Consider the following 19262-nt stretch of genomic DNA (forward strand, 5'->3'; position numbering starts at 1 on the left):
CCGTCGTACGTGCCCCGGCAACGCATCTCTGAGGAAGTCCCCCAAGACATCCCCAGATGCCAGGTCAGCGCCCCCCAAGACGCATCTCTGACATCGCCAACTTAGACCTTCGAACCCCTTCGATGGTTACGTTCACATCACTGTGATCTGCGTCTCTTGCATATGTCCGTTAGATGCGCAAGAGCCCCGATACAGCGATCGGAGCTCAAGCGTAAGGATGATGCACGAGCCTTGTGAAGAGCTTATGTGAGGTGCGCGTTGGACTCTAGGGGGACCGTGACATCCAGTGCGGCGAACCGGCGGTAACTTTCACCGGAAGGTGCGCAGCCGCAGACTGTTGGTCACCACGAACACCGAGGAGAAGGCCATCGCGGCCCCCGCGATCATCGGGTTCAGCAGTCCGGCGGCGGCCAGCGGGAGCGCGGCCACGTTGTAGCCGAAGGCCCACACGAGGTTGCCCTTGATGGTGGCGAGGGTCCGCCGGGAGAGCCGGATCGCGTCCGCCGCCACCCGCAGGTCGCCGCGGACCAGGGTCAGGTCGCCGGCCTCGATCGCCGCGTCCGTCCCCGTGCCCATCGCGAGCCCCAGGTCGGCCGTGGCCAGCGCCGCCGCGTCGTTGACGCCGTCGCCGACCATGGCGACCGTCCGCCCCTCGTCCTGCAGCCGCCGTACGACCGCCACCTTGTCCTCGGGCAGTACCTCGGCGACGACCTCGTCGATCCCCACCGTCCGCGCGACCGCCTCGGCCACCGCCCGGTTGTCCCCGGTCAGCAGCACCGGGGTGAGCCCGAGCGCGCGCAGTTCACGGACCGCCTCGGCGCTGGTCTCCTTGACCGTGTCGGCGACGCCGAGCACGCCCCGGACCTCGCCGTCCCACCCGACCAGGACGGCCGTACGACCCTCCTGCTCGGCCCGGGAGCGCGCCCGGGCCAGCTCCTCGGGCACCTCGGCGGTGGTCTCGGCGAGCAGCCGCCCCACGGTCACCTCGCGGCCCGCCACCCGCCCGCGTACGCCCCGGCCGGGGACGTTCTCGAAGTGCTCGACCGCGGGCAGCTCCCCGACCCGCTCCGCCGCCCCCGCGGCGATCGCCCGCGCCACCGGATGCTCGGAGGCGTGTTCGAGCGCACCGGCGAGCCGCAGGACCTCGTCCGCGTCGGCGCCCTCGGCGACGTACACCTCCTGAAGGCTCATCCGCCCGGTGGTCACCGTTCCGGTCTTGTCGAGCACGACGGTGTCCACCCGGCGCGTGGACTCCAGCACCTCGGGACCCTTGATGAGGATGCCGAGCTGCGCGCCCCGCCCGGTGCCGACCATCAGCGCGGTCGGCGTGGCCAGGCCCAGGGCGCACGGGCAGGCGATGATCAGCACGGCGACGGCGGCCGTGAACGCGGCGGCCGTGTCGCCGGTGACGCCGAGCCAGACCCCGAAGGTGGCGAGCGCGATCAGGATGACGGCGGGCACGAAGACGGCGGAGATCCGGTCGGCGAGGCGCTGCACCTCGGCCTTGCCGTTCTGCGCGTCCTCCACCAGCCGTGCCATCCGCGCGAGCTGGGTGTCGGCGCCGACCCGGGTCGCCTCGACGACCAGCCGCCCGCCGGCGTTCACGGTCGCGCCCGTGACGGCGTCGCCGACGGCCACGTCCACCGGGACGGACTCGCCGGTCAGCATCGACGCGTCCACCGCGGACGCGCCCTCGGCCACGGTCCCGTCCGTGGCGATCTTCTCCCCGGGCCGTACGACGAACCGGTCGCCGACCGCCAGGGACGCCACCGGGACCCGCACCTCACGGCCGTTCCTCAGGACGGCCACGTCCTTGGCGCCCAGCTCCATCAGGGCCTTGAGGGCCGCGCCGGCCCGCCGCTTGGAGCGGGCCTCGAGGTAGCGGCCGAGCAGGATCAGCGCGACGACCCCGGAGGCCACCTCCAGGTAGATGGTGGACGCGCTGTCCATGCGCGAGACGGTGAACCGGAACTCGTCGTGCATCCCGGCCATGCCCGCGTCGCCGAGGAACAGCGCCCACAGCGACCAGCCGAACGCGGCGAGCGTGCCGACCGAGACCAGGGTGTCCATGGTGGCCGCGCCGTGCCGGGCGTTGGTCCAGGCGGCGCGGTGGAACTGCCAGCCGCCCCAGACGACCACGGGAGCGGCGAGCATCAGCGACAGCCACTGCCAGTTGTCGAACTGCAGCGCCGGAACCATGGCGAGCAGCACGACCGGGGCGGCGAGCAGCGCGGAGACCAGGAGGCGGTGGCGGAGGGCGGCGAGTTCGGTGTCGGGAGCTTCCCCGTGGGTCTCCTGCGGTTCCGGCGGCGCCGGGGGCGCGGGCTCCTCGGCCGTGTAGCCGGTCTTCTCGACCGTGGCGATCAGGTCGGCGACCTGTACCCCCTGGGGGTAGCTGACCTTGGCCTTCTCGGTCGCGTAGTTCACGGTGGCGGTGACGCCGTCCATGCGGTTGAGCTTCTTCTCGACCCGGGCGGCGCAGGAGGCGCAGGTCATCCCGCCGATGAGCAGCTCGACCTCGGCGGTGTCGGAGGCCGCCGGCGGAGCTATCGGTGTCTGTGCGGTGGTGGTGCTGGTCATGTCCGGACTCCAGACAACGGACCGGGCCGTACGGATCCAGTATCAGCTGGTCGGCGCGGCCCGGCGGAGAGATACGTTTCCGTCGTACGTACTGGTCGTACTGCTCGTGGTGCTGTGCGTGCCTTCCGGCCGTCAGGCGCGGCCGGCGAGCTCGAAGCCCGCCTCGTCGACGGCGGCGCGGACCGCCTCCTCGTCGAGCGCGGCCTCGGAGACGACCGTGACCTCGCCGCTGGCCGCGACGGCCGTCACCGAGCTGACGCCGGGGAGCTGGGAGATCTCGGCGGAGACGGATCCCTCGCAGTGTCCGCAGCTCATGCCGGTCACCTGGTAGACGGCGGTCACGGAGCCCGTGGTGTCGGTCTGGACGGTCATGTCGTTCTCCTCGTCGAGGCGTGTGGGGCCGATGGGGCCCACGAGGGAACCCCACTGTTTTCACACTATACCCCTAGGGGGTATTTCTCCAAGAGGGGTCCCGGCGCGCCAGCGAACGCACCCAGGCGATGCCGAGCAGTGAGACGAGGACCAGCAGACCGACCGAGAAGAGGGTGAAGAGGTGCTCCTGCTGCGCGGTGGGGCGCGGGATGTACCCCTCGGCGAACAACTGCCGGTCCAGGCCGGCGCCGGCCAGCCGGGCCACCAGCCAGATCGCGATGCCGTGTGTGGAGTCCCACAGGGCGTGCAGCAGGGCGACGCCCAGGTAGGCGGTGACGACCGGGGCGGTGAGGCGGAAGCGGCCGTTCGGGCGGCGGAAGGAGAGCAGCGCGGCGCCCGCGATCGCCGTCCACAGGCCGTGCCCGAAGGGGGCAAGCACCCCGCGCAGGATCTCCGTCTCGATCAGCGCCCGCAGGTCGATGCCCTCGGTGGAGACGGCCGCGTTGAACGCGTATCCCGCACTCTCCAGCGCCGCGAAGCCGAAGCCGACGGCGGCGCCGAGCACCAGACCGGCCCGCAGGCCCCGGATCCCGGGCAGCCGGCGCAGTACGAACACCAGCGCGCCGAGCTTCACCGCCTCCTCGATCAGGCCGACGGAGACGAACATCCCCCAGGAGGGGCGGACCAGGTAGAACTCCGCCACCGACGCGCCCAGTACCCCGAGCGTGCCGCCGGTCAGGAAGCAGCCGAGGATCGCGCTGACCCCGAGGTCACGGCCGTGCCGCTCGTACGCCCACAGCACGAAGGCCACCGGCACCAGAAAGCTGCCGAGCAGGATCAGCGTCGGCAGCAGCGTGGTGTTCCGCGTCGCGTACGTCACCACCGCGGTCGGCGCCCACAGGCCGAGCCCGCCGCCGAGGCAGCGCTTCCAAAGGCCCGCGCGGATACGGGGGTACGGCGGTGGCGGCTGCTGCGGACCGGGGATGCGGGCCTGCGGCCGGCCGGGCTGCGGAGAGTGGATCACGGCGGGTCCCCTTGGTGCTCCTGCGGCGCCTGCGACGGCGAACTGGTGTGATTTACCCGCACTCTAGGCAGATGCGTTGTATGTCGCAGTTCGGGGACGGCGGCCGCCGGGGCGGACGGGGTCAGTGCGCGGGCTGTCCCAGGCGGTCGCCGACCAGGGGGTCCAGGTAGCGGACGAGGACGTCCTTGGTCTCCTGGACGTACGCCTCGCGCTCGGCGCCCTCGTGGCCGAGGGCCAGTTCCAGCCCCGCCTTGTAGACGCCGAGGCAGACGTGCGCGGTGCGCCTGACGTGGGCCCGGTCGGTGTCGGGCGGCAGGAGCGAGGTGAGCAGATCCTCGATCCGGCCGACCAGGGTCGCGTGCAGGGCGTCGTGCGCCTCGGTGATCCCGCCGGGCACGTCCGGGCCGTGCATCAGCGTGAAGAACACGGGGTGTTCGGTGTTGAAGGTCATGAAGCGGTCCACGGCGGCCCCGACCGCGTCCGCGAGCGGGGTGGCGGGGTCGACCGGCGCGAGCGCCTCGCCGTAGGTCTCCCGCATCTCGTGCACGAGACGGTCGCCCATCTCGATCGCGATCGCTTCCTTGTTCGGGAAGAACTGGTAGAGCGTGCCGGGGGAGACGCCGGCCTCGCGGGCGATGGCGTTGGTGCTGGCGGCCGTGTAGCCCGTGGCGCAGAAGACCGAGGCGGCGGCGTCCAGCAGTTGCTGGATGCGCCGCTCGCCGCGGGCCTGGCGGCGGCGCGGCTGCTCCTTGCCCGGGGTCCCGGGCATCTCCGGGTTCCCGGGCTTCGCGGGGCTCTCCGGACGCTCGGGGCTCTCCGGCTTCTCGGGCTTGTCGGGCACGCGTTGTCCCCAGCTTCTCGGTGCGCGATTGACAAACACGAGCGGTCGCTCGCATTCTGGTGAAACGCGAGCGATCTCTCGTGTTTTTCAGTCTAGACGGCAATGGCCGACCCATGCTGCCTTGTGCGCGGAGCGGATGCGTACCGACGCGTACCCGGTGAGCAGGGGTCACGGTGAAGGGGACACCGCGAAATGACCGAAGTCAACAAGCCCTCGGAGCCCGGGGGCGGGGCCCGAGCGGGCGGCTGGACCAGGTTCGTGACCGCCCGGCCCCGGCTCTCCCTGCTGCTCGCGCTGGTGATCACCGCGCTCGCCGTGCTGGCCGGCAGCGGGGTCGCCGACCGGCTGGGCAGCGGCGGCTGGGAGGACCCGGCCGCCGAGTCGACGTACGCGACGAAGGCGCTGGAGCGCGAGTTCCCGGACTCCCAGCCGAACCTGCTGCTCCTGGTGGACACGCGCGGCGCCTCCGTGGACACCCCGGCGGTGGCCGTCGAGGCGAAGTCGCTGGCCGCCCGGCTGTCCGGGGAGAAGGGCGTCACCGGCGTCGGCTCGTACTGGCAGACCGGGTCACCGTCCCTGCGCGCCGGGGACGGCCACGAGGCGCTGATCGCGGCCCGGATCACCGGTGACGAGAAGGCGGCGGCCGACACCCTGGACCGCATCGCCCCGCACTACCGGGGCGCGCACGGACCGGTGACGGTCAGGGTCGGCGGCATGGTCGCGGTCCGCCACGACATGCAGACCATCATCAAGGAGGACCTGGCCCGCGCCGAGCTGATCGCCCTGCCCATCACGCTGATCCTGCTGGTGATGGTCTTCGGCAGCGCGATCGCCGCCCTGCTCCCGCTGGGCATCGGCATCGTCGCCATCCTCGGCACCAACGCGGTGCTGCGCGCCTTGACCTCCGTCACGGACGTCTCGGTCTTCGCGATGAACCTGACCACGGCCCTGGGCCTGGGCCTCGCCATCGACTACGCCCTCTTCATCGTCCGCCGCTTCCGCGAGGAACTCGACTCCGGCGCCGACCCGTTGACGGCGGTCGGCACCACCCTGCGCACGGCCGGCCGCACGGTCCTGTTCTCGGCGCTGACCGTCGCGGTCTCCCTGGCGGCGATGCTCGTCTTCCCCCAGTACTTCCTCCGCTCCTTCGCCTACGCCGGCATAGCGGTGGTCCTCCTCGCCGCGGCGGCCGCGCTGATCCTGCTCCCGGCTGCGCTCATCCTGCTGGGCCACCGGGTCAACTCGCTGGACCTGCGCAGGCTGTTCCGCCGGGGCGCGCGGTCCCGGCCCGCCGGCGCCGAGGGCACGGCCTGGGCGCGCACCGCGACCCTGGTGATGCGCCGGGCACCGCTGTTCGCCGTCGTCACCACGGCCTTCCTGATCACCCTCGGACTGCCCTTCGCGGGCGTGAAGTTCGGCACGGCGGACGACCGCCAGCTGCCGTCCACGGCCGAGTCCCATGTCGTCCAGCAGCACATCCGGGAGGGCTTCCCGGGCAACCCCGGCGGTGACCTGGAGGTCCTGGCCGAGGGCGGGGCGACGCGGGCCCGGTACGCGGCCTACAAGGAGCGGGTGGCCGCCCTGCCCGAGGTGGCCTCGGTCTCCGGCCCCCTGGTCAAGGGCGACTCCGCGTACTTCGCGGTGCAGCCGAAGGGCGAGTCGGTGGACGAGGACGCCCAGCGCCTGGTGGGCGACCTGCGCGCCCTGAAGACGCCCTTCGACACAAAGGTCACCGGAACCGCGGCCGTCCTGGTCGACTCCAAGCACGCGATAGCGGACCGCCTGCCCTGGGCGGCGGCGTTCATCGCGATCGTCACCCTGTTCCTGGTCTTCCTCCTCACCGGCAGCGTCCTGATCCCGGTCCAGGCGGTCCTGCTGAACGCCCTCAGCCTCACGGCGATGTTCGGCGCGGTGGTCTGGGTCTTCCAGGACGGCCACCTCTCCGGCCTGCTCGGCTTCACCAGCCCCGGCTCCATTGAGACCACCCTCCCGGTCCTGATGTTCTGCGTGGCCTTCGGCCTCTCCATGGACTACGGCGTGTTCCTGCTCTCCCGCATCAAGGAGGAGTACGACAGGACCGGCGACCACGAGCGCTCGGTCCGCCTCGGCCTGCAGCGCACGGGCGGGCTGATCACCGCGGCGGCCGTCATCCTGGCGGTGGTGATGGTGGCGATCGGGACCTCCCGCGTCACCAACACCAAGATGCTCGGCCTCGGCATCGCCCTCGCCGTCCTCATGGACGCGATGGTCGTCCGCAGCCTCCTGGTACCGGCGATCATGCGGCTCACCGGCAAGGCGACCTGGTGGGCACCGGCTCCCCTGCGCCGCTTCCACGAACGGTTCGGCTTGAGCGAGGGCGACGAAAACGCGCCCCGAAAGGGGCGCGAGGAACTGCGCGACCAGCCCTCCTCAACCGTCAGTGTCTGATCCGACCGCGGCCGCGACGCCTACCCTTCCCGGAGTCATCCGAAAGGAAGCCGCATGCGAGCCGTCGTCCTCGACCACTACGCCACGCCCCCCGAAGTACGAAACGTCCCCGACCCCCGCCCGGCCCCGCACGGCGTGGTCGTCCGGGTGGCGGCCACCGGCCTCTGCCGCAGCGACTGGCACGGCTGGATGGGCCACGACCCGGACATCACGCTCCCGCACGTCCCCGGCCACGAGCTCGCCGGCGTGGTCGAGGCGGCCGGCCCCGGGGTGACCGCCTGGCGCCCCGGCGACCGGGTCACCGTCCCCTTCGTCTGCGCCTGCGGCGGCTGCCCCTCCTGCGCGGCCGGCGACCAGCAGGTCTGCGAACGCCAGACGCAGCCCGGCTTCACCCACTGGGGTTCCTTCGCCCAGTACGTGGCCCTGGACCACGCCGACGTGAACCTGGTCGCGATCCCGGACGACATGGCGTACGCGACGGCGGCCTCCCTGGGCTGCCGCTTCGCCACCGCCTTCCGGGCGGTGGTGCAGCAGGGCAGGGCCGCGGCGGGGGAGTGGGTCGCGGTGTACGGCTGCGGGGGCGTGGGCCTGTCGGCGGTGATGATCGCCGCCGCGTCGGGGGCCCGGGTGGTAGCGGTCGACGTGTCACCCCAGGCCCTGGACCTGGCAAGGAAGTTCGGCGCGGTCCACTGTGTGAACGCGGCGGACACCGCCGACCCGGCGGCGGCGGTCCGCGACCTCACCGGCGGCGGCGCCCACCTCTCCCTGGACGCCCTCGGCTCACCGGCCACCGCCGCGGCCTCGGTCAACTCCCTGCGCCGGCGCGGCCGGCACGTCCAGGTGGGCCTGCTGCCGTCCCCGGACGGCACCACCCCGCTGCCGATGGCCCGTGCGATCGCCCTGGAACTCGAACTCCTCGGCAGCCACGGCATGGCGGCCCACGCCTACCCCGCCCTGCTCGAACTGGTCCGCGCGGGCACCCTCCGGCCCGACCTCCTGGTGACCTCGACGATCACCCTGGACGCGGCACCGCAGGCGCTGGCGGCGATGGGCACGGCACCGGGGGCGGGGGTGACCGTCATCGAACCGTGGGCCTGAGCCCGCCCCCTCAGGCCTCTCTGTGGCCTCGGTTGCCGGGCCGGGAGGCCACCCAGGCACGGACGGTGTCGGCGTACCAGTAGGGCTTGCCGCCCTCGACATGGTCGGGCGGGGGGAGCAGTCCGTGCTTGCGGTAGGAGCGGACGGTGTCGGGCTGGACCCGGATGTGTGCCGCGATGTCCTTGTAGGACCAGAGCCTTCGGTCGGTCATGAGAGGCACCTCCCTGCGCGCGTCGCGGCGGCGACCGGGGGCGGTCGTCGGGGGAGCCGGGCGCTGCGCTGGCGATCACAAAGCCTGTGCCCGGTGAACGACGGAGCGTGACCGTGGGCAAGCGGCTGTGTGCCGGGTGTGACCGAGAACCCGCGTAGGCGCGACATGTGTGACACAAGAAGGGTGTTTGTGACACAGCCGGGGCAAAGGCGCACGCCGGTTCATCGGCGAGGCACGTTGACACGGCGAACACCCGGGGCACCGGGGTACCAGGGACACCGGGGGACGCGGGGACGGGCCGGACCCGCTGCGCCAGGTCCGGCCCGCCTGCTTCCCCCGTCAAACGGCCGTGCGATCAGCCTGCACAACCCCGCCCCGGCCGGTCTTGGAGAAAACCGCACTCCGGCCGTTCGCTCCCAGCACGAGACTCGTCGCCGCCCCCGACACCCGGTCGGCCGTCGCCGGCGACGCGGCCGAGGCGGCCCGGGCCGCCATGAACTCCCCGGGCGCGTAGCCGGTCATGGCCTTGAACTCGCCGCTGAGATGGGCCTGGTCGTAGAAACCGCAGAGGGCCGCCGTCTCGGCCTGGCTCCGCCCCTGCGCCAGCATCCGCCGCGCCCGCTGCAACCGGAGCACCCGACCTGCCGCCTTCGGCCCGAGCCCGATCTGCTCCCGGAAACGGTTCTCCAACTGCCGTACGCTCCAGCCGACTTCGTCGGCGAGCCGGGGTACCGGCATCGCGCCCCCGCTGCGCCGCAGCGCCGACCAGGCGCGGGCCACCCGTTCCGAGGCGACGCCGCCCGCCCGTATCCGGCGCGACAGCACGTCGTCGACCAGCCCGAACCGCTCCGCCCACCCGGGCAACGAGCCCAGTGCGGCGGCGAGTTCACCCACCCCGCGACCGAGCAGGTGCGGCAACTCGTCCGGATCCACCGACCGGTTCGTCAACTCGTACTGAGGAGTGCCGAAGAGCGCGAACGCGGCCCAGGGCGCCAGCAGCACCTCGACCCCCGCGAACCGCCCGCTGTGCTCGCCGAGGGCGGGAGTGGTCGTCAGCCCGTTGTAGAGGGAGACGAGGTCCGCGGGCGGGCGGCCGGCGCGGGAGATCCGTATCGGGGCGTCGAAGCCCAGCAGCAGGGTGACCGCGCCGATCGGGGTCTCCAGCCGCCGCCGCGGCCCGGCGAGCGCGAGCCGGATCCCGCGATAACTCATCACCCCGGGCCTGAGCCGGGGATGGGGCAGGGCGGTGGCGAACTCCCAGCTCCCACCGGCCCCTTGCCCCTTACGAACCTGCAGGCTTCCCGAAGCCACGGCCCCATGCTACGAGGGCCCACCGCAACCCCCTAGGGGCGCGGCGCTGTATTGATTTGCGGCTCCGCCGCGTGGGCGCGACCAGCCACACACAACCCGCACGCGCGAAGCACAGGTCCTGCCACCCACCAGGGCGTCCCTACGCCCCGCAGGACCTCAGGAACGCCCGAGTCCGCCGGGCGATCGGCCCCGGCGTGTCCGGCTCGCACGGGTACATGTCCTGCTCCACGATCGCGAACAGCTCCACGCCCAGCTTCTGCGCGGCGGTCAGCACGGGAGCCAGCTCCGGCACGCCCTTGGGGGGTTCGCACATCACGCCCTGGGCGACGGCCGGCCCGAACGGCGTCCCCTTCGCCCGGACGTCGGCCAGCACGGCCGGGTCCACCTGCTTGAGGTGCAGGTACCCGATCCGCTCCCCGTAGGTCTCGATGAGCTTCACGCTGTCCCCGCCGCAGTACGCGTAGTGCCCGGTGTCCAGGCACAGCGACACGTCGTCGGAGTCCGTCCCGTCCAGGAACCGGACGACGTTCTCCTCGCTGTCGATGTGGGTGTCGGCGTGCGGGTGCACGACGATCTTCAGCCCGTACCGCTCGCGCACCTCCCGGCCGAGCCGCTCGGTCAGCGAGGTGAGGTTCCGCCACTGGTCGGCGGTCAGCTCGGAGGACTCCAGGACCTCACCGGTCTTGTCGTCCCGCCAGAAGGACGGGATGACGACCAGGTGCTCGGCGCCCATCGCCTGGGCGAGCACCGCGTTGTCGGCGACGTGCGCCCACGTCTTGTCCCACACCGCCTCGCCGTGGTGCAGCCCGGTGAAGACCGTGCCGGCGGACACCTTCAGGCCGCGCCGTGCCGTCTCCTCGACGAGCACCGCGGGATCGGTCGGGAGGTAGCCGTACGGACCCAGCTCGATCCACTCGTAGCCGGAGTCGGCGACCTCGTCCAGAAAGCGCTGCCACGGCACCTGAGCAGGGTCGTCGGGGAACCAGACGCCCCAGGAGTCGGGCGCGGAACCAATCCGGATACGGGACAGCGAGGATTGCGGGGACCGCGGTGACAACGTAGTCATGGCCGCCAGCGTGCGGCTCGGAAGAAAGCCCTGTCAAGGGTGGTCCGAATGTCTGGACAAAACATTGACAGGGCTCGGGGTGCGGGGCTACAAACCGGGGGAGAGCCGTGACGAAGGGAAGCCGATGGCGTACGACCTGATCACCATGGGGCGGATCGGAGTGGACCTGTATCCGCTCCAGACGGGTGTCCCGCTCGCCCAGGTGTCGTCCTTCGGCAAGTTCCTCGGCGGTTCGGCGACGAACGTGGCCGTGGCCGCGGCCCGCCTCGGCCGGAGCACCGCCGTCATCACCCGCACCGGGGAGGACGCCTTCGGCGCCTACCTGCACGAGGCCCTCCAGGGCTTCGGGGTCGACGACCGCTGGGTCACCTCCGTGCCCGGCCTGAACACCCCGGTGACGTTCTGCGAGATCTTCCCGCCGGACGACTTCCCGCTGTACTTCTACCGGCAGCCCAAGGCCCCGGACCTGGAGATCGACGCCCACGAGCTGGACCTCGACGCCGTCCGGGACGCCCGGATCTTCTGGATCACCGGCACCGGCCTGAGCGAGGAGCCCAGCCGTACGGCGACCCTCGCGGCCCTCGCCCACCGTGCCAAGGCCGGCACCACGGTCTTCGACCTGGACTGGCGGCCGATGTTCTGGAAGGACCCGGAAGCGGCCCGCCCCTTCTACGTCGAGGCGCTCAAGCACACCACCGTCGCCGTCGGCAATCTCGACGAGGTCGAGGTCGCCACCGGCGTGCGCGAGCCGCAGGCCGCCGCCCAGGCACTGCTGGACGCGGGCGTCGAGATCGCGGTCGTGAAGCAGGGCCCCAAGGGCGTCCTCGCCGTCAACCGGGCCGGCGACTCCGCCGAGGTCCCGCCGCTCCCCGTCACCGTCCTCAACGGACTCGGCGCCGGAGACGCCTTCGGCGGCTCCCTCTGCCACGGCCTCCTCGAAGGCTGGGACCTGGAGAAGATCATGCGGCACGCCAACGCGGCCGGTGCCATCGTCGCCTCCCGCCTGGAGTGCTCCTCCGCGATGCCGACCCCGGACGAGATCGACGCCGCGCTCGCCGCCGGAGCGGTGCTGTGAGGGCCGGCCGCGTCGCGGGCGCGCACCACGACGGCGGAGCCCCCGCCCCCGCCAAGGAGACGACCGTGGACATCGCCGCCCTCGTCCACACCCGCACCCACCACCCCGAGGCCATCGCCGAGGCGGCCGCCCGAAGAAGCCGCCGTCCGCTCCTCAACGAGGACGGCAAGCTGATGATCGTCGCCGCCGACCACCCGGCTCGCGGCGCCCTCGGCGTCGGCGGCGACAAGCTCGCCATGGCCAACCGGGCGGAGCTGCTGGAGCGGCTGTGCCTGGCCCTGTCCCGGCCAGGCGTCGACGGCGTCCTCGCCACCGCCGACATCCTGGACGACCTGCTGCTGCTCGGCGTCCTCGACGGCAAGGTCGTCATGGGCTCGATGAACCGCGGCGGCCTGCAGGGCGCCCGCTTCGAGCTCGACGACCGGTTCACCGGCCACCGCGCCGAGGACATCCAGCGCCTCGGGTTCGACGCCGGCAAGCTGCTCCTCCGCATCGACTACGACGACCCGGGGTCCCTGACCACCCTGGAGTCCACGGCCCGCGCGATCGACGACATGGCCGCACGCCGGCTGCCGGTCTTCGTGGAGCCGTTCATCAGCCGCCGCACCCCGGAGGGCAAGGTCAGGAACGACCTGTCCCGGGAGGCGGTCACCCGGTCCATCGCCATCGCCTCGGGCCTGGGCGGGAGTTCCGCCTACACCTGGCTCAAGGTCCCGGTGACGGACAACCCCGACGACATGGCCCAGGTCATGGAGACGTCGACGCTGCCCGCCGTTCTTCTGGGCGGGGAGGTCGGGGACGATCAGGACGGTGCCTACGAGAAGTGGCGCAGCGCCCTGCAACTCCCCACCGTGCGCGGCCTGGTGGTCGGCCGCTCGCTGCTGTACCCGGCGGACGGCGACGTGGCCGCCGCCGTGGACACCGCCGTCGGACTGCTGTGAGGCCCTGATGACGACGAACGAGCTGCACCTGAGCAAGGGTTCGACCGCGAACGCCCAGTACGTGCTCGACATCGACCCCAAGCGGGCCGGTTGGGCGCACAGCAGCCTCCGGATCGTCGAACTGCCGCCTGGTGGTACCCACTTGTTCACCACCGGGGACAGTGAGTGGATCGTGCTTCCGCTGCAGGGCGGTTGTACGGTGCAAACAGAGGGAAACGAGTTCCAGATCCTGGGCCGGGAGAGCGTGTTCAGCGGAGTCTCGGACTTCGTGTACGTGCCCCGGGACGCCCAGGTCCAGATCGCCTCCGGCGCGGGAGGCCGCTTCGCCCTGGCAGGAGCGAAGTGCGAGCGACAACTCCCCGCCCGCTACGGCCCCGCGCCGGAGGTCCCCGTCGAAGACCGCGGCAGCGGCACCAGCGCCCGCCAGGTGCGCAACTTCGCCTCCGCGGACTCCTTCGACTGCGACAAGCTCATCGCCGTGGAAGTCATCACCCCCGGCGGCAACTGGTCCTCGTACCCGCCGCACAAGCACGACGAGCACCGGCCCGGCGAGGAGTCGGAGCTGGAGGAGATCTACTACTTCGAGATCGACGGACCGAACGGTATCGGGTACCAGCGCGTATTCCCCTCCCGTGAGGGCGGTACGGACGTCCTCGCCGAGGTCCGCTCCGGCGACGCCGTGCTCGTTCCCGACGGATGGCACGGCCCGTCGATCGCGCAGCCCGGGCACGACATGTACTACCTGAACGTCATGGCGGGTCCGGGAGCGACGCGGGAGTGGCGGATCTGCTTCCACCCGGACCATACGGAGGGTTACCGATGACGATTCGGTCGACCGTCGCGCAAGCGCTTGTCCGCTTCCTCGCCGTCCAGTTCACCGAGCGGGACGGCGAGCGCCGCCGCCTGATCGGCGCCACCTGGGGCATCTTCGGCCACGGCAACGTGGCCGGCCTCGGCCAGGCACTCGTCGAGTACGCGGACGAGATGCCCTACCACCAGGGCCGTAACGAACAGGCCATGGTGCACGCGGCCGTGGGCTACGCGCGTCAATCGAACCGGCTCGCCACGCACGCGGTCACCACCTCCATCGGCCCCGGCGCCACCAACCTCGTCACCGGCGCCGCCCTCGCCACGATCAACCACCTCCCGGTCCTGCTCCTGCCCGGCGACGTCTTCGCCACCCGCCCCGCCGACCCGGTCCTCCAGCAGCTCGAAGTCCCGTACGCGGCCGACGTGTCCGTCAACGACTGCCTGCGCCCGGTGTCGAGGTTCTTCGACCGCATCAACCGCCCCGAGCAGCTGATCCCCTCCGCCCTGGCCGCCATGCGGGTGCTCACCGACCCCGTCGAGACCGGCGCCGTCACCCTCGCCCTCCCGCAGGACGTGCAGGCCGAGGCGTACGACTGGCCGGAGGAGTTCTTCGCCGAGCGGGTGTGGACCGTACGACGGCCCGGCGCCGACCCCGTCGAACTCGCCGCCGCCGCACGGGCGATCAGGAATGCCCGCAGGCCCCTCGTCATCGCCGGCGGCGGGGTCCGCCACAGCCGCGCCGAGGCCGTCCTCGCCGAGTTCGCCGAGGCCACCCGCATCCCGGTCGCCTCCACCCAGGCGGGCAAGGGTTCCCTGTGCTGGGACCACCCGCAGGACGTCGGCGGCGTAGGCCACACCGGCACCGCCACCGCCGACGAGCTCGCCCGCACCGCCGACCTGGTGATCGGCGTCGGCACCCGCTACACCGACTTCACCACGGCCTCCGGCACCCTCTTCGAGAACCCGGACGTCCGCTTCGTCAACCTCAACATCGCCCCTTACGACGGCCACAAGCTCGCCGGCCTGCCCCTGGTCGCCGACGCCCGCGGTGCCCTCGCGGAACTGACCGAGGCACTGGTCATGCACGAGCACCGGGTCGCCGACTCGTACGTCACCGAGTACACCGAGGACAAGGAGCGCTGGGAGCAGCGCGTCGACGCCTGCTACGAGGCCGACGAGCCCGATGTCCGGCCGACCCAGCCGCAGGTCCTCGGCGCCCTCGACGCGCTGGTCGACGAGACGGACGTGCTGATCAACGCGGCCGGCTCGCTCCCCGGCGACCTGCACCGGATGTGGCGGGCGCGCTCGCACGACCAGTACCACCTGGAGTACGGCTACTCGTGCATGGGCTACGAGATACCGGCCGCCATCGGGGTGAAACTCGCGGCGCCGGAGCGGAACGTGTGGGCGCTGGTCGGCGACGGCACGTATCTGATGATGCCGACCGAGATCGTCACCGCCGTGCAGGAGGGCATAGCCATCAAGGTGCTGCTGGTGCAGAACCACGGCTACGCCTCCATCGGCGGCCTCTCCGAGTCGGTGGGCGGCGAGCGGTTCGGCACCGCGTACCGCTTCCCCTCGGACGACGGCACCTTCACGGGTGCCCCGCTGCCCGTCGACCTGGCCGCCAACGCGGCCAGCCTCGGCATGCGCGTCCTGCGCGCGAAGACCGTCCGCGACCTGCGCACGGCGCTCGCCGAGGCGCGGGCCGCCGACACTCCCACATGTGTCTATGTGGAGACGGAAACGGCCGACACTGTGTCGGGCCCGCCTCCCGCGCAGGCCTGGTGGGATGTACCTGTGGCCGAGACCGCGACCCGATCCTCCGCGGTCAAGGCACGTGAGCTCTACGAACGGCACGTCTCCACCCGACGCCGCCATCTGTGAAGGAGTAACCGGTCATGACGAAGATCGTCAACCACTGGATCGGCGGCAAGTCCGTCGAAGGCACGTCGGGCAACTTCGGGCCGGTCACCGACCCGGCCACCGGCGCGGTCACCACGAAGGTCGCGTTCGCGTCGGTCGACGAGGTCGACGCCGCGGTCGCCACCGCCAAGGACGCGTACCTGTCCTGGGGCCAGTCCTCGCTGGCCAAGCGTACGGAGATCCTGTTCCGTTTCCGTGCCCTGCTGGACGCGAACCGGGACGCGATCGCGGAGCTGATCACCGCCGAGCACGGCAAGGTGCACAGCGACGCTCTGGGCGAGGTCGCGCGCGGTCTGGAGATCGTGGACCTGGCGTGCGGTATCAACGTGCAGCTGAAGGGCGAGCTGTCGACGCAGGTCGCCAGCCGCGTCGACGTCTCCTCGATCCGCCAGCCGCTGGGCGTGGTCGCGGGTATCACGCCGTTCAACTTCCCGGCGATGGTCCCGATGTGGATGTTCCCGATCGCCATCGCGACCGGCAACACCTTCGTCCTCAAGCCGTCGGAGAAGGACCCGTCCGCGTCGGTCAAGATCGCCGAGCTGCTGGCCGAGGCCGGGCTGCCGGACGGTGTCTTCAACGTCGTGCACGGTGACAAGGTGGCCGTGGACCGGCTCCTGGAGCACCCGGACGTCAAGGCGGTCTCCTTCGTCGGCTCGACGCCGATCGCCCGCTACATCCACACCACCGCCTCCGCCAACCACAAGCGGGTGCAGGCGCTGGGCGGCGCGAAGAACCACATGCTGGTGCTGCCGGACGCGGACCTGGACGCGGCGGCCGACGCGGCGGTCTCCGCGGCCTACGGCTCGGCGGGCGAGCGCTGCATGGCCATCTCGGCCGTGGTCGCCGTCGGGTCGATCGGTGACGAGCTGGTGGAGAAGATCCGCGAGCGCGCCGAGAAGATCAAGATCGGTCCCGGCAACGACCCGGCCTCCGAGATGGGCCCGCTGATCACGGCCGTGCACCGCGACAAGGTCGCCTCCTACGTCTCCGGCGCCGCGGCCGAGGGCTGCGAGGTCGTCCTGGACGGCACCGGCTACACGGTGGAGGGCTTCGAGGACGGCCACTGGATCGGCATCTCGCTCCTCGACAAGGTGCCCACCAGCGCCAAGGCCTACCAGGACGAGATCTTCGGCCCGGTCCTGTGCGTCCTGCGTGTGGAGTCGTACGAGGAGGGTGTGGCGCTGATCAACGCCTCGCCGTTCGGCAACGGCACCGCGATCTTCACGCGGGACGGCGGCGCGGCCCGCCGCTTCCAGCTGGAGATCGAGGCCGGCATGGTCGGCGTGAACGTCCCGATCCCGGTCCCCGTCGGCTACCACTCCTTCGGTGGCTGGAAGGACTCGCTCTTCGGCGACCACCACATCTACGGCAACGACGGCACGCACTTCTACACCCGCGGCAAGGTCGTCACCACCCGCTGGCCCGACCCGTCCGAGGCCCCCGCGGGCGTCGACCTGGGCTTCCCCCGCAACCACTGAGAGTGACCGCTTGACCCCGTTGAGGCCGTCCGGATACCGGACGGCCTCAACTTTTTTGTCAGCCGAGCTGCGGTTCCCGTTTCGATGGGATGAAACGGGTGACTTAAGTTCTTTGCGTTCATGACCTTCGAAAGCAAGGTCATGTGAAGCAGGGTCTTGATGATTGCCTCGCTGAGGCACTCGACCCTACGAAAGTGATGTGAGGTCCATCGCTTTAAGGGTGCGGAATCCGAAGGTAAACGGCCATTGACGCCACGGTTTTCGTCGGGGTTCCATGCAGCACGGCCCAACCGCCGGAGGCATCCGCACGAGTCGATCGGAACCGCCGCATGACCGACACGCTCCGCCCTGTCGAGAACGCCGTCGCAGAGGCGTCCGACAGCCCCAAGACGCTCAAGCGCTCCATCGGAGTGGTAGGCGGCACCCTCCTCACCCTCTCCTGCGTCACACCGGCCTCCACGCTCTTCGTGGTCGTCCCCGACCTCTTCGGCTCCCTCGGGACCGCCACCGCCCTCACGATCGCCATCGGCTCCCTCCTCTGTATCGCCGTGGCCTTCTGCTACTCGGAGCTGGGCACGCTCATCCCCAGCGCGGGCGGCGAGTACGCCATGGTCTCGACGATGGCGGGCCGCCTCGCCGGCTGGCTGGTCTTCGTCCTCTCGCTCCTGGTCGTGATGATCGTGCCCCCGGTGATCGCGATGGGCACGGCCGACTACCTGTCCCCGATCGTCCACCTGGACCCGGCCATGACCGGCGCCGGCGTGATGCTCCTCGCCACCCTCGCGGGCCTGCTCGACCTGCGGGCGAACGCCTGGATCACCGGCATCTTCCTGGTCCTGGAGGTCATCGCGGCGGGTGTGGTGGCCGTGCTGGGCTTCTCCCACAGCCACCGCGGGGTCGGCAGCCTGACCTCCATGCAGGTGGCGGACACGGGGGGCCACACCACCACGGTCACCGCCATGCTCGTCGTCTCCGGCCTGGCCATCGCCCTCTTCGTCACCCAGGGCTTCTCCACGGCGGTCTACCTCTCCGAGGAACTGGAGAACCCGCGCCGCAACGTCGCCCGCACGGTCCTCGCCACCCTCGCGATCTCCACGGTGATCATCCTGGTGCCGGTGGTCGCGATCACCATGGGCGCCACCGACCTCAAGGCCCTCACCGGCGGCGACATCAGCGCCATGGTCACCGCCTGGTCCAACTCCGCGGTCGGCACCTTCGTCAGCCTCTGCGTGGCCCTCGCGATCATCAACGCGGGCATCGTCATGGTCATCCAGAACTCCCGCGTGCTGTTCGCCTCGGCCCGCGACAAGGCCTGGCCGGCCCCGGTCAACAGCGCCCTCTCCCGCCTGGGCCGCTTCGGCTCCCCCTGGGTCGCCACCCTCGCGGTCGGCGTCCCCGGCGCCCTGCTCTGCTTCGTCAACCTGGACACCCTGTACGGCGTGACGGGCGTCTCGGTGACGGGCATGTACCTCCTGGTCGCCGTAGCGGCCCTGCTCTCCCGCCGGGGCCACCACAAGCACACCCCCGCCTGGCGGATGCCGCTCTGGCCGGCGATGCCGATCCTCCTCATCGCGGTCCTCGCCTACATCCTCACCCAGCAGGAGACGACCTACCTTCTCTGGACCGGCGGCATCACAGCGGTGGCCACCCTCTACTGGGCCTTCTACCTCCGCCCCCGCAAGGACACCCACTGGGTGGTCTCCATCCCGGAGGACGCCCAGGCTTGAGCGGACCCACCGTCCGGTCCGGCGCCGCCGTAATCCGCCGTCGTGGCTGATCGCCGTTGTGGCGGTGCTCGGTGGGGCGGCGGTGGGTTGTATGGGCCGACGAGAGCAGCCAACCCCCGGGGGCGCGGGGAACTGCGCGCTCAGCCCCCACCGGGCCGGCGGGGACCCACCGTCGGGTCCGGCGCCGCCGTAATCCGCCGTCGTGGCTGATCGCCGTTGCGGCGGGATCGGGGTGGGGCGGCGGTGCTCGGTGGAGCGGCAGCGGGTTGTATGGGCCGGCGAGAGCAGCCAACCCCCGGGGGCGCGGGGAACTGCGCGCTCAGCCCCCACCGGGCCGGCGGGGACCCACCGTCGGGTCCGGCGCCGCCGTAATCC

The 19262-nt window shown here is 71.5% G+C and carries 15 protein-coding genes; 8 read left to right on the top strand and 7 right to left on the bottom strand.

What is annotated here, in order from left to right:
• Positions 1-309: 309 nt before the first annotated feature.
• The 4 genes from ACFZDK_RS30600 to ACFZDK_RS30615 all read right to left on the bottom strand — a co-directional run bounded on the left by ACFZDK_RS30600 (position 310) and on the right by ACFZDK_RS30615 (position 4745).
• Complete coding sequence (locus ACFZDK_RS30600) at positions 310-2580, bottom strand: heavy metal translocating P-type ATPase (protein ID WP_390977153.1); 2271 nt, start codon at positions 2578-2580, stop codon at positions 310-312.
• A gap of 132 nt (positions 2581-2712) precedes the next feature.
• Positions 2713-2952, bottom strand: a complete 240-nt coding sequence (locus tag ACFZDK_RS30605; protein ID WP_390977154.1) for a cation transporter — start codon at positions 2950-2952, stop codon at positions 2713-2715.
• 73 nt (positions 2953-3025) lie between these two features.
• Positions 3026-3976 carry a PrsW family glutamic-type intramembrane protease gene (locus tag ACFZDK_RS30610; protein WP_390977155.1) on the bottom strand — a complete coding sequence of 317 codons (951 nt, stop codon included), beginning with the start codon at positions 3974-3976 and terminating at the stop codon, positions 3026-3028.
• Between the two features lie 121 nt (positions 3977-4097).
• Positions 4098-4745 carry a TetR family transcriptional regulator gene (locus tag ACFZDK_RS30615; protein ID WP_390977312.1) on the bottom strand — a complete coding sequence of 216 codons (648 nt, stop codon included), beginning with the start codon at positions 4743-4745 and terminating at the stop codon, positions 4098-4100.
• A 264-nt stretch (positions 4746-5009) separates the two neighbouring features.
• On the opposite strand from ACFZDK_RS30615, the gene ACFZDK_RS30620 reads away from it, so the two are divergent.
• Both ACFZDK_RS30620 and ACFZDK_RS30625 read left to right on the top strand, forming a co-directional pair.
• Positions 5010-7244, top strand: coding sequence for an MMPL family transporter (locus ACFZDK_RS30620; RefSeq protein WP_390977156.1), 2235 nt, complete (start codon positions 5010-5012; stop codon positions 7242-7244).
• Positions 7245-7298: 54 nt separating this feature from the next.
• Positions 7299-8342 (top strand): zinc-binding dehydrogenase, encoded by a 1044-nt coding sequence (locus ACFZDK_RS30625; protein ID WP_390977157.1) that lies wholly within the window; start codon positions 7299-7301, stop codon positions 8340-8342.
• A 10-nt stretch (positions 8343-8352) separates the two neighbouring features.
• On the opposite strand, the gene ACFZDK_RS30630 is transcribed toward ACFZDK_RS30625, so the two are convergent.
• The 3 genes from ACFZDK_RS30630 to ACFZDK_RS30640 form a co-directional block, all read right to left on the bottom strand.
• Positions 8353-8553 carry a MerR family transcriptional regulator gene (locus ACFZDK_RS30630; protein WP_390977158.1) on the bottom strand — a complete coding sequence of 67 codons (201 nt, stop codon included), beginning with the start codon at positions 8551-8553 and terminating at the stop codon, positions 8353-8355.
• A 339-nt stretch (positions 8554-8892) separates the two neighbouring features.
• A complete protein-coding gene (locus ACFZDK_RS30635) occupies positions 8893-9765 on the bottom strand; it encodes a helix-turn-helix domain-containing protein (RefSeq protein ID WP_390977313.1) in 873 nt (290 codons plus the stop codon).
• Positions 9766-10003: 238 nt separating this feature from the next.
• Positions 10004-10930 (bottom strand): TIM barrel protein, encoded by a 927-nt coding sequence (locus tag ACFZDK_RS30640; RefSeq protein WP_390977159.1) that lies wholly within the window; start codon positions 10928-10930, stop codon positions 10004-10006.
• Between the two features lie 124 nt (positions 10931-11054).
• Here ACFZDK_RS30640 and iolC point away from each other — a divergent pair, with 124 nt between their 5' ends.
• The 6 genes from iolC (at position 11055) to ACFZDK_RS30670 (ending at position 18887) form a co-directional block, all read left to right on the top strand.
• The gene (gene iolC / locus ACFZDK_RS30645) at positions 11055-12005 is read left to right on the top strand and encodes a 5-dehydro-2-deoxygluconokinase (RefSeq protein ID WP_390977160.1); all 951 of its coding nucleotides are present in this window, start codon (positions 11055-11057) and stop codon (positions 12003-12005) included.
• Positions 12002-12946, top strand: coding sequence for a deoxyribose-phosphate aldolase (locus ACFZDK_RS30650; RefSeq protein ID WP_390977161.1), 945 nt, complete (start codon positions 12002-12004; stop codon positions 12944-12946). Before iolC ends, ACFZDK_RS30650 begins: the two co-directional genes overlap by 4 nt.
• A gap of 7 nt (positions 12947-12953) precedes the next feature.
• The gene (iolB, locus tag ACFZDK_RS30655; RefSeq protein WP_390977162.1) at positions 12954-13769 is read left to right on the top strand and encodes a 5-deoxy-glucuronate isomerase; all 816 of its coding nucleotides are present in this window, start codon (positions 12954-12956) and stop codon (positions 13767-13769) included.
• The gene (gene iolD, locus ACFZDK_RS30660; protein WP_390977163.1) at positions 13766-15643 is read left to right on the top strand and encodes a 3D-(3,5/4)-trihydroxycyclohexane-1,2-dione acylhydrolase (decyclizing); all 1878 of its coding nucleotides are present in this window, start codon (positions 13766-13768) and stop codon (positions 15641-15643) included. The genes iolB and iolD overlap by 4 nt, the downstream gene beginning before the upstream one ends.
• A gap of 14 nt (positions 15644-15657) precedes the next feature.
• Positions 15658-17160, top strand: a complete 1503-nt coding sequence (gene mmsA, locus ACFZDK_RS30665; protein WP_390977164.1) for a CoA-acylating methylmalonate-semialdehyde dehydrogenase — start codon at positions 15658-15660, stop codon at positions 17158-17160.
• 329 nt (positions 17161-17489) lie between these two features.
• A complete protein-coding gene (locus ACFZDK_RS30670; RefSeq protein ID WP_390977165.1) occupies positions 17490-18887 on the top strand; it encodes an amino acid permease in 1398 nt (465 codons plus the stop codon).
• The last annotated feature ends 375 nt before the right edge of the window (positions 18888-19262 follow it).

Origin of the sequence: Streptomyces sp. NPDC007901, from assembly GCF_042959465.1 — a bacterium.
Taxonomy (GTDB): Bacteria; Actinomycetota; Actinomycetes; order Streptomycetales; family Streptomycetaceae; genus Streptomyces.